This is a genomic window from Pseudomonas anatoliensis (assembly GCF_017976235.1).
Lineage (GTDB): Bacteria > Pseudomonadota > Gammaproteobacteria > Pseudomonadales > Pseudomonadaceae > Aquipseudomonas > Aquipseudomonas anatoliensis.
The window spans coordinates 159,595-170,601 of record NZ_JACVHC010000004.1; the positions used below are offsets into that span (position 1 = coordinate 159,595).

The 11,007-nt window shown below is 60.1% G+C and carries 8 protein-coding genes; all 8 read right to left on the bottom strand.

Going from position 1 to position 11,007, the window contains the following annotated elements:
* Window positions 1–20: 20 nt before the first annotated feature.
* Complete coding sequence (locus ICA16_RS14320) at window positions 21–2,936, bottom strand: glycosyltransferase family 2 protein (protein ID WP_210700855.1); 2,916 nt, start codon at window positions 2,934–2,936, stop codon at window positions 21–23.
* Between the two features lie 56 nt (window positions 2,937–2,992).
* Window positions 2,993–3,727 carry a cephalosporin hydroxylase family protein gene (locus ICA16_RS14325; RefSeq protein ID WP_150618496.1) on the bottom strand — a complete coding sequence of 245 codons (735 nt, stop codon included), beginning with the start codon at window positions 3,725–3,727 and terminating at the stop codon, window positions 2,993–2,995.
* Between the two features lie 64 nt (window positions 3,728–3,791).
* Window positions 3,792–4,649 carry an NAD-dependent epimerase/dehydratase family protein gene (locus ICA16_RS14330; protein ID WP_210700856.1) on the bottom strand — a complete coding sequence of 286 codons (858 nt, stop codon included), beginning with the start codon at window positions 4,647–4,649 and terminating at the stop codon, window positions 3,792–3,794.
* Complete coding sequence (locus ICA16_RS14335; protein ID WP_210700857.1) at window positions 4,646–5,872, bottom strand: class I SAM-dependent methyltransferase; 1,227 nt, start codon at window positions 5,870–5,872, stop codon at window positions 4,646–4,648. The genes ICA16_RS14330 and ICA16_RS14335 overlap by 4 nt, the downstream gene beginning before the upstream one ends.
* Window positions 5,869–6,429, bottom strand: a complete 561-nt coding sequence (rfbC, locus tag ICA16_RS14340; RefSeq protein WP_210700858.1) for a dTDP-4-dehydrorhamnose 3,5-epimerase — start codon at window positions 6,427–6,429, stop codon at window positions 5,869–5,871. Before rfbC ends, ICA16_RS14335 begins: the two co-directional genes overlap by 4 nt.
* Entirely contained in the window at window positions 6,426–7,508 is a 1,083-nt protein-coding gene (rfbG, locus tag ICA16_RS14345) for a CDP-glucose 4,6-dehydratase (protein WP_150602941.1), read from the bottom strand. The genes rfbC and rfbG overlap by 4 nt, the downstream gene beginning before the upstream one ends.
* Window positions 7,490–8,263, bottom strand: a complete 774-nt coding sequence (gene rfbF / locus ICA16_RS14350) for a glucose-1-phosphate cytidylyltransferase (protein ID WP_210553709.1) — start codon at window positions 8,261–8,263, stop codon at window positions 7,490–7,492. Before rfbF ends, rfbG begins: the two co-directional genes overlap by 19 nt.
* A gap of 284 nt (window positions 8,264–8,547) precedes the next feature.
* On the bottom strand, window positions 8,548–11,007 hold a 2,460-nt coding region (locus ICA16_RS14355; RefSeq protein WP_228734185.1), incomplete at its 5' end, for a beta strand repeat-containing protein.

An 11,007-nucleotide genomic window follows, 5' to 3' on the forward strand; every position in this document is an offset into this window, starting at 1 on the left:
CTGTTCCCTGTCCGACGGACTCAAGCGAGCAACTGCGACCAATCGATCGAAGTGTTTTCAGCCAAGGTAAAGCCTTTGCCGGTCAGGGCCAGGTTGGCGTTATAAGCCGGATCCTGGGCAAAAGCGCTGCTCCATTTCTCACGCAATGCGGCCAGCGCCTCAGGGGCTTGCGGCAATTCACCGGTGTGCAACACCTGGACCAGCGGCGTCCACACGGTGAGGTAACCAGCCTGCCCGGCCTTGAGGCACAGATCGACATCACTGAAGCCATCAGCGAAGGTCACTTCATCCAGACCACCGAGCGCATTGAACAACTCTTTGCGCACCATCAGGCACACCTTCGACACGGCCGAATAGTTCTGCTCCACCGACAGGCGCTGCATGTAACCCGCAGCACTGTGTTTCTCGCCGATGAACGCCGAACCGACGCCACCGTTCAGACCGAGAATCAAACCCGCCTGGGCGATTTTCCCGTCACGGCTGACCAGTTTGGCACCGACGATCCCGACTTCCGGACGCTGGGCATGGTTGAGCAGCGAATCGAGCCAGTTCGGGTTGACGACTTCTACGTCAGCGGCCAGCAGCACCAGATAATCACCCTGCGCCTGCTCGCTGGCAGCGTTATACAGCGCCACTTCGCCGAGTGTTTGATCGGCGCGCAAGACGTTCACTTTCGGATGGCGCAATGCACCCAGCCAGTCATTGACCGCTGCCGACTGATTAGCGTTTGCCGCCACCAGTACTTCATAGCGGTTATAGCGGGTTCTGAGCAGCAGGCCTTCCAGGCAGCGACGCATCACTGGCAAGTCATCAATGACCGGCAGAATGATCGACACCATCGGCTGCTCGGTGTGGCGGTAATCAATCTGCCAGGTGCCCGGCGCCGCCGAAGTCACTTTGGCCTGGTAGCCGCGATTGCCTAGATGGCGCAACAACGCCTGACGCTCGTGGGCGTTTTCTTCCAGCGCTGCGGCTTGTGTGATCAACAACGGCTCGTCGAGATGCGCCAGACCGTCGAGGCCACCCTGCTCAATGATGCGCAGCAGCAGGTCGAACTCCATCGCTTTGCTGAAGTCGGCCTGATAACCGCCGACCTCCAGCAGCACGTCGCGGCGCACAAGCCAATGGCGTGCCATCAGCGACGGGATGCTCTGCAGCAAATCAAGATTGAAGCCAGGGCGGAACACGTCCACCAGCGCACCTTCTTCAGTGCGCTGGATTACATCAGTGGCCACCGCGCGAAGCCCCGTGGCCGACATCAGTTCCAGGCCGGCGCGCAACAGGCCGCTCGGTGTGAATTCATCACCCACGTTCGCCAGCAGCAACCAGTCGCATGGAGATTGCGCGGCGCTCAGGTTCAGTTTGTCGACTAGGCTGCCCGGCGTGACCCGGACAAAGTGCAAGGTGTTCTGTGAGGTGGTCGCACTCTGCGGCTCGCCCGTGGTGAAGACGACAATTTTGAAAGCTTTGCTGTGACCTTCGACGAGGCTGTCGAGTGTCACTTGCAGCTTCTCGACGTTGTTGTCCAGATCCAGCAGGAAGATGCCGAATTGTGGACCGCCATTGTTCGCCGCCAGATGCCTGGCAATCAACGCAGTCTGTTCGGCGTCCGGCTTGCGAGCCGCCAGCCAGTCGAGCAAACGGCCCGAGCGCATCTTGCTGAAGACCGGGTAATGATCGGTGTCCGCCACTGCCCCCAGACGAGCATCCCACTCAGCTATCTTCTGCGCTTGCTCGTCTTCGCCGAGGGTTTGCAGTTGCGCCGACAGACGCTTGAGCACAGCGCGGTTGAACGCGTTGCTGTCATGGGCCTGCCATAACCGGTCGACGACACTTTCCGCCGTATCGTTATTGCGTGCCTGCAGCAGGTATTCCTGCCGGGTCCATACACCCTCGAGTTTTTCCAGCTGAATGCGACCGGCCGGCATTGCGTGCAGCAAAAATTCGAACTGGGTCAGCAAGTCAAAGAAGCGCTCGTTGTAGAAAGGCATCTCTACATATTGGCGTGGCCCGAATTTGCGCTCTGGTGCCTTGGTAAGGTTGCTCCAGGCGGACTCGAAAATCAGCTCGGTCGTCAACGCACGCCCGGATTCCAGGCTGTCCGTCATGGCCGCGAAGCTTTCCAGGGCCAACGCCTTGCGCTGCGCCTGGTCGAGATCGGTGATACCGGTCGGCAAGGAGGCGAGGAATTCGGCGAAGGCTTCGCGCTCGGTCACAGATTTGGTGTCGGTGTACGACAGCGCGTGGTAGACCTCGGTGTTGTGGTCGGAGAAACCGATGTTGATCTCGCGCACGACATAAGGAATCGGCAGGATGCGCGCCTTGGCGTTCGCCAGCAGGTAGTAGGTGTGGCCGATTTCCTGCCATTCGAAACTGGTGCCCGGCGGCAATGCCGCGTACCAGTCCTTGATGATCGAGGTACGGCACACGCCATAGAACGGCGGCACGTACTGGTGCATGAAGTCGAGAACACGATCCTCGGCACGCTCCGACGCGTAGTCCTCGCAGATTTTCTTGTCGCGGCGGTAGTAGCTGACGCTGCCGGCCAGCGCCAGGTACATCAGGCAGTAGCCGTGGCACAGCCCGTAGTCGCGGTTGGCTTCCAGGAAGTTGACAGACTCGGCCAGCGATTCATGCAGGATGAAATCGTCGTCAGCCGCGAACACCATATACGGCGTCGTCAGTTGCTCGACACCGTAGGTCAGTTTGGCCTGCATCCCCCAGTAGGCGAATTGCGGCAGGTGCTGATAATCGACCGCGGAGAAATCACCTTCCGGGCGCTCGGAAGAAGAGTCCAACACCAAAACCTTGCAAGGCAGGCCGCTGTAGTACTGCAGCGCTCGACGCAAAAAAGCCGGGCGGTTGTGGGTGATCAGTACCACCGTCAGCAACTCGCTCAATGGCAGCTTGTTTTCAGAACCGTACTTGCCTTGCATAACTTCTCCCCACTACCGGCGAAACCGCCCGAAAAACACTTTAATGATGGAACGGATCAACGAACCCGACGCAGGTAACCGTCCGAGGCGACCGTGATCAGCAGCTTGTCTTGCATCTGCTGGTCAATCTCGAAATCCTGGTTCTCTTTCAGGTAGGCCCAAACTGCGGTTTTCGGGTTGTCACCCGGACCCCACGGGCGATCCGGGAAGGCATCGGCCGGCATGTCTTCAACCACGGTGTCCATGACCACGCAGTAGCTGTCAGCCGAAACCAGTGGTGCGTAAAGACGCAGTTCTTCGAGGACATGGTCGTGGGTGTGATTGGAATCGAGCACCACGATCACTTTCTTGCCGGCCGCCGCCTGACGAACCTGCTCGACCACTGCCGGATCGAGGCTTGAGCCTTCGATCATGCTGATGCGCTTGATCATCTGATGGCTTTCGATGGCCTCACGGTTGTGCGCACGGATGTCGCGATCGATGCCCAGCACTTCGCCGTGGCCCTGCAATTCGAGCAGCGAGGCGTAGTAAATGATCGAACCGCCGTGGGCGATACCGCACTCGATCACCAGGTCTGGCTTGATCCGCCAGATCAGCTCCTGCATCGCCATCATGTCTTGCGGCAATTGAATGATCGGACGGCCCATCCACGAAAAGTGGTAGGTGTATTTGTGTTTGGCCGACTGGTTGTAGAACTCCTGGGCCAACGCCTTCAGGTCCTTGTCCTGGCCCTGGGCAATCACTTCGGCCTGGCACTCCGCCTCGAAGGCTTTGATTACGTTATCGCTCATTGTCCGGTCTCACTGAAAAGTCATTTGATAGTCACGCTGCCAAAGGCATTCGCTTCGAGGCACATCAGTTGCTCTGCTGCACCTCAAGCAGATCTTGCAAACGGTCGACCACCGCCCAGAACGCCATGGGTTCGTGTGTCGGGTAGGGGTAATGCCCCAGGTTCAAATCGATCGAAGCGCCGCGTTCGCGCAGGCGTTGCTCGACGAGGGTTCTTACTGAAATCGGCTGGCCACTGGCGCAATTGATCACGCCGTCGAAGTCGCGTTGATGCAGGATCGCGGAGAGGTAACTGGCCGCGGTGGCAATCGGCAGAAAGTCGCGCAACTGCTCGCCCGCAGACATGTTGAACGACGCCTCACCGGCGTCGACTACGCGGTCCAGCGCCGCCAACAGACTGTTGGGGTTCTGCCCTTCGCCATGCAGGTAAAACAGCCGCGCCCATTGCAGGGTGAAAGGATGCTCTTGCTGCAAACTCTGCAAAAACAGGTGCAAGGTGTGCTTGGCCAGACCGTACGGATTGCTCGGCCGTGGCTCGGTGTTTTCGCTGAGCGGGCCGCTTTGCATGCCGTACTCGAAGCAGGTGCCGGTGACCAGCACCTGCTTCACCCCCGCCTCGACCGCACGTTTGATAAAGCGGTAATCGGCCATCAGGTTGTGCTCGAAATGGAACAACGCCCGATAGTTCGGCAACCCGGGCCAGGCCAGATGCGCGAGCACGTCGACGCCTTCGGTCAACGCGGCAACATCGAGATCGGCAGCGTGAATATCCGCTGCGACGAACTCGACATTGTTGATCCACGGCATGCCCTGCGCGGTTTCTGCGTTGCGTGCCACTGCACGAACAGCGCAGCCGCGCACCAGCAATGCCGCGACCAGATGCCGACCGACGAAGCCCGTGGCTCCGGTTACGAGAACCTTCACAGCACTTTCAACTCAGGCACGGCGATCACGAAGCGGCCGTCCCACCGACGCACTTGCGCCAATTGCTGACTGACTTCGTGCAGCAGGTTCCATGGCAGCACCAGCACGTAGTCGGGTTTTTCGATATCGATCTGCGCCGGCGCAACAATCGGGATGCGACTGCCCGGCAGAAACTTGCCCTGTTTGTGCGGGTTGGCATCGGCCACCCAGGCGAGCAGGTCCGGTTTGACCCCGGCGTAGTTGAGCAAGGTGTTGCCCTTCGCCGCCGCGCCGTAACCGACCACACGTTTACCGTCAGCCTTGGCCTGCAACAGAAAGCGCAGCAATTCATGCTTGATCCGTTCGGCGGCAGGCGCGAGGCTCGCGTAGTACTCGGGCGTTTTCACCCCTGCATCAAGTTCAGCCTGCAACTGTTGTTGCACCGCTGGTTGCACCGGGCGACGCTCACCGTCCTTGCGCTGCACGAACACCCGCAGCGATCCGCCGTGAGTGCTCAACTGGCTAACGTCGAGTACTTCCAGGCCGTTGCGCTCGCACAGGGTTTGCACGGCCGTCAGCGACAGATACGAATAATGCTCGTGATACAGCGTGTCGAACTGCGCGCCGGCCATCAGCGTCAGCAGTTGCGGGAATTCGAACGTGGCCACGCCGGTTGGCTTGAGCAAGGTGGCGAAACCGCCGAGGAAATCGTTGATGTCCGGCACATGCGCGAGCACGTTGTTGGCGGCCATCAGGTCAGCAGCCCAGCCTTCGCTTTTCAGCTGCGCGGCGGTGTCGCGACCAAAGAACAGCTCACGAATTTCCAGCCCCTTTTCCCGCGCCGCTTGCGCAGTACTGCGGGTCGGCTCGACACCCAGACACGGGATGCCGCAACCGGCGACGTACTGCAACAGGTAACCGTCGTTGGCAGCGACTTCGACCACGCGGCTGTCGGCGGTCAGGCCGAAGCGCTCGACCATCTCGGCCACATAGCGCTCTGCATGGGTTAGCCAGGTGCTGGAGAACGAACTGAAGTAGGCGTACTCGGCGTCGAACAGGCTGTCGGCGGAGGTGTAATCCTCGGTCTGCACGAGCCAGCATTGCTGGCACACGGCGACCTTCAGCGGCACCCATTGCTCGGCCTGTTCCAGCCGATCGGCATGCACGTAGGCGTTGGACGGTGGCGAGGTGCCGAGGTCGATCAGCGGCAGGCTCAGCGGTGCGGCGCACCCACGGCAATTCATAGACGCACTCCAGCAAAGTGTTGATCGAGCGCGGGATGGCTGGAATCCCGCGCTGACAAATTATTGACGGGCAACGGCCAGGCAATCGCCAGCCGTGGATCGTTCACCGACAGACCGCCTTCGTGCTCCGGCGCGTAATCAGCGCTGTGCAGGTAGAGCAATTCGGCGTCTTCGCTCAGCGTCTGGAAACCGTGGGCGAACCCGGCAGGGATCAACAGGCTGCGACCGTCACCGGCCTTCAAGTGCTCGGCGTGCCAGCGCAAAAAGGTTTCCGAGTCCGGCCGCAAATCGACCGCCACATCCCACACTTCGCCGCGCAGGCAGGTGATCAGTTTGGCTTCCGGCGCATTCGCGTTCTGATAATGCAGACCGCGCACGCTGCCCTTCTCGCGAGTGCATGAATGGTTGATCTGACGGATATGAAACTCACTGCCAAACGCACTCAGACTGCCCTCGCAGAACAACCGGGCGAAGTGCCCGCGCTGATCTTCGAAGCGTTTGTGCTGCACGCTGAACAATCCGGCCAGCGGCAATGCCTGCAAGGAAAACTCGCTCACAGCGCGCCTCGGTACAGGTTCAGTTGGCCGAGGGTGACGGCGCGCATGTCGTCGCCGTTCTGCCACGCCAAATGCCAGTCGAGGGTTTGCGTCAGGCATTGCTGCAAGGTCCAGCGCGGCTGCCAACCGAGCAGTTGGCGTGCGCGGCTGCTGTCCAGACGCAGCAGACCGGCCTCGTGCAGTTCACTCGGCTCGATGCGCAGACCGCGCGCTTGCGGCCAGCGGCTGGCGAGCAATTCGACCACTTCGCCGACGCTGCACATGTCCGCCTCGCCGGGGCCGAAGTTCCACGCACCGGCGTACTCCGGGCCTTGCTCGTAGAGGCCGGCAGCCAGTTGCAGATACCCGGCCAATGGTTCCAGCGCGTGTTGCCACGGGCGCACGGCTTGCGGGTAACGCAGGGTCACCGGCTCGTCTGCCGTCCAGGCTTTGAGTACATCGGGAATCAGTCGCTCGGGAGCAAAATCACCACCGCCCAAAACGTTGCCGGCACGCGCCGTGGCCAGGGCCAGACCGTGCTCGGCGTACTTGTCTGCCGGGAAGAACGAGGCCGCGTAAGACTGCGCCAACAGTTCGCAACAGGCCTTGCTGCTGCTGTAAGGATCGTGGCCACCGAGGGCTTCGTCTTCGCGGTACGGCCACAGCCATTCCTTGTTGGCGTAAACCTTGTCGGTGGTCACCAGCACACAGGCACGTACGCAGCCGACCTGACGAATCGCTTCGAGCAGGTTCAGCGTACCCATGACGTTGCTGGAATAAGTGCCGAGCGGATCGCGATAGCCTTCGCGCACCAGCGGCTGGGCGGCCAGGTGCAGGACGATCTCCGGCTCGGTATCGGCAATGATTTCGAGCAAGGCACCGAGATCACGCAGATCACCGCGCTGATCATCGATGCCTTCGTGCACCCGCGCCAGTTCGAACAGGCTCGGCTCGGTCGACGGATCCAGTGAAAAGCCGCTGACTTGCGCGCCGAGGCTTTGCAGCCACAGGGTCAGCCAACTGCCCTTGAAACCGGTGTGCCCGGTGACCAGCACACGCTTGCCGCGCCAGAAATCCGCACTCAGGCCCATTGCTTCCATGGGGCCTCCCCGCTCTGCCACAGCGCTTCGAGATGGTTCTTGTCGCGCAGGGTGTCCATGGGTTGCCAGAAACCATCGTGTTCGAAGGCTTTGAGCTGTTCGTCCTGGGCCAGGCGGGCCAACGGCTCGGCCTCCCAAGTGGTTTGATCACCCGCGATGTACGGCAACACTTTTGGCGACAGTACAAAGAAACCGCCATTGATCCAGCCACCGTCGCCACGAGGTTTTTCGGTGAAACCGAGGACCTGATCGCCTTGGCGTTCGAGGGCACCGTATCGACCCGGTGGCTGCACCGCAGTGACAGTCGCCAAGCGACCGTGAGCCTTGTGGTAATCGACCAGCTCGCGAATGTTCAGATCGGAAACGCCGTCGCCGTAGGTGAAGCAGAACGCTTCTTCATCCTGCAGGTAACGACCGGCGCGCAGGAGACGGCCACCGGTCATGGTTTCTTCGCCGGTGTCGATGAGCGTGACGCTCCATGGCTCGCTGTAATTCTGATGCACGTCCATGCGGTTTTCGCGCATGTTGAAGGTGACGTCGGAGGTGTGCAGGAAGTAGTTGGCGAAGAAGTCCTTGATCGCGTAGCCCTTGTAGCCGAGGCAGATCACGAAGTCGTGAATTCCGTGAGCGGAATACTGCTTCATGATGTGCCAGAGAATTGGCTTGCCACCGATCTCGATCATCGGTTTGGGCTTGAGGTGCGACTCTTCACTGATGCGCGTGCCGAGGCCACCCGCCAAAATAACTGCCTTCATCGTCTCCCCTCTTGTTCGTCACCGGGCTGCACACAGCTTTCTTGAGCTTTGCGGCCTACTGGCTAACCTTTTTGCCGGTTCGGGCGCAGGTGGGAAGCCCGCGAGCGCTCGTTTTATGGCGATTTGAGGGGGACTTGCAGGAAACGCGCCAGCTCGCAGACCCGCCGAATACCATCACAGGGGACAGCGACGAGCGCCCGGATAAAAAAAGGGAGCCCGACCTGCCACGGTCGGGCTCCCTTCGTTACAGCTCAAAATACCTTCAAAGCCACAAGGCGGATGAATCAGCCAAACATGCTGAACCCATCTCCATTGATCGGCAGAACATCACCGTTGGCCGCTTTGAAGTGCTCGATGGTGTTGCCACCAGCGAACCAGTCCTGCAGTTTTACACCTTGGGCGGTTGGATCGGTCGGCGGGGAATATCCATCGCTGAGGTACAAGTCATCACCCACCCGCGCCAGCTGCAACGTGCTGGCCGACCGGACGTTATTCAGGATCAAGGTGTCATTGGTGCTAAGCCCGTCATCCCGGATAGTCACCAGCAGGTTGGTGTTGACGTAATAGGTGTCATCACCCTCTCCGCCGTTGCCAAAGCCACTGGCTTTCATCTGCCCGACTGGAGTGAACAAGGCGCCAAAGGTCAAATCATCATTGCCGGCACCACCGAGCAAGGCAAAGCCCTTACCCGTACCAAGCAGATCGTCATTGCCGGCGCCGCCAACTGCAGTGCCACTGGCGACAAAAATCGTGTCAAAACCATCCTCACCATAGGCGAAGGTGCCACGGTCATCTCCCGTGCTGATGATGCGGTCATTACCATTGCCGCCGTACAGCATGTCAGCCTGCGGCCCGCTGGCAGCAACATCGACCGCGAAAGGTCCGAGCTGGGTGTTGTAGCTACCGTAAATGACATCGTTGCCGTCGCCGCCATAAATCACGTCATTACCCAGACCACCTTCAAAACTGTTGGCAAGCGCGTTGCCTGTCAGCGTGTCATTGAAGTTGGTCGCGATAATGCTCTCGACATTGATCAGCACATCGCCCTGCGCATCACCGCCCGTATTCACGCCGGACTGCAGATTGATGTTCACCGCCGCAGCGCTGTTGGCGTACCAGACTGTGTCGATCCCTTCACGGCCGTCGATCACGTCGGCGCCACCGCCACCGACGAAGTTGTCGTTGAGCGTGGTACCGGACAACGTGTCGGCAAAATTGCTGCCCTGGAAGAGCTCGATCCCGACAAAGGTATCCCCCGCAGCATCACCGGCGTTGACGTTGGTTTTCAGGTCGATGGTGACCGCACTGTCGGACGACTCGTAGCTGACCATATCGAAGCCTGTACCGCCATCGAGCACCAGGGAAGCCGTGCCGCCAACAAATACGTCGTTGAAATTCGAACCACGCATCGCTTCGATGCTGTTGTAGGTGTCACCCAGCGCGATCCCGGTATTGATCCCGGTTTTCCAGTTGATACTGACGCCTACGGTACTGTCGGCGTAAGACACGGTGTCCAGGCCACCACCGCCGATGAACTGGTCGGCACCACCGCCGCCATACAGCACGTCGTTTCCGTTGCCGCCAGTGATGATGTTGTCGAGGGCATTACCGATGCCCGTAAACGCACCGGTACCGGTGTAGGTCAGACGCTCGACGTTGGCCGCGAGCGTATGGTCCTTGTAGCTGACCCGTACTTCATCGTTACCGCCGCCAGCCTGTTCGATAACGGTTACGCCACCGCCGTTGACGTAGTAAGTGTCGTCACCCGCCCCCCCCTCGTAGGTGGCAAAAAGGTAAGCGTCAGTGGTGAAGCTGTCGTTGAACGCCGAGCCAATGACCTTTTCGACGCCGGTCAGGGTAATGCCCTGCGAATCGCCACCGACACCTGCCAGACCAGCGCCCGGACGGATATCGACGTTAACGCCTGCAGCCGACGTCGAGTAATCGACGGTGTCAAAACCTTCACCACCGTCGACACCGCTGATTCGGCTATCGACCACGAAGGTGTCGTTGTACTTGGAGCCAGCGATCACCTCGATACCGTTGTAGGTATCGCCCGCGCCGATCCCCGAGACGACGCCGGTTTTCAGGTTGATGTTCATGGCAACCGTGCTGTCGAGGTACGACACGGTGTCGCGACCGGCGCCGCCGATGAACTGGTCGGCACCGCCACCGCCGTAGAACACGTCGTTGCCGCTGCCGCCAGTGATGACGTTGTCGAGGGCATTGCCCCAGCCAGTGAACGAGCCAGTGCCGGTGTAAGTCAGGCGTTCGATGTTGGCTGCCAGTGTGTGGTCTTTGTAGGTCACGCGCACTTCATCGTTGCCGCCGCCCACTTGCTCGATGGCCGTCACGCCGCCGCCATTGACGTAATAGATGTCATCCCCGGCGCCGCCCTCGTAAGTGGCGAAGAGGTAGGCGTCGGTGGTGAAACTGTCATTGAACGCCGAGCCAATGACCTTTTCGACGCCGGTCAGGGTAATGCCCTGCGAATCGCCACCGACACCTGCCAGACCAGCGCCCGGACGGATATCGACGTTAACGCCTGCAGCCGACGTCGAGTAATCGACGGTGTCAAAACCTTCACCGCCGTCGACGCCACTGATTCGGCTATCGACCACGAAGGTGTCGTTGTACTTGGAGCCAGCGATCACCTCGATACCGTTGTAGGTATCGCCCGCGCCGATCCCCGAGACGACGCCGGTTTTCAGGTTGATGTTCATGGCAACCGTGCTGTCGAGGTA

Bases quoted from the DNA above. Each gene is read 5' to 3' on its own strand.
- ICA16_RS14335 (WP_210700857.1), bottom strand. From the start codon at position 5,872: ATGAATTGCCGTGGGTGCGCCGCACCGCTGAGCCTGCCGCTGATCGAC.
- rfbF (WP_210553709.1), bottom strand. From the start codon at position 8,263: ATGAAGGCAGTTATTTTGGCGGGTGGCCTCGGCACGCGCATCAGTGAA.
- rfbG (WP_150602941.1), bottom strand. From the start codon at position 7,508: ATGGAAGCAATGGGCCTGAGTGCGGATTTCTGGCGCGGCAAGCGTGTG.
- ICA16_RS14320 (WP_210700855.1), bottom strand. From the start codon at position 2,936: ATGCAAGGCAAGTACGGTTCTGAAAACAAGCTGCCATTGAGCGAGTTG.
- ICA16_RS14325 (WP_150618496.1), bottom strand. From the start codon at position 3,727: ATGAGCGATAACGTAATCAAAGCCTTCGAGGCGGAGTGCCAGGCCGAA.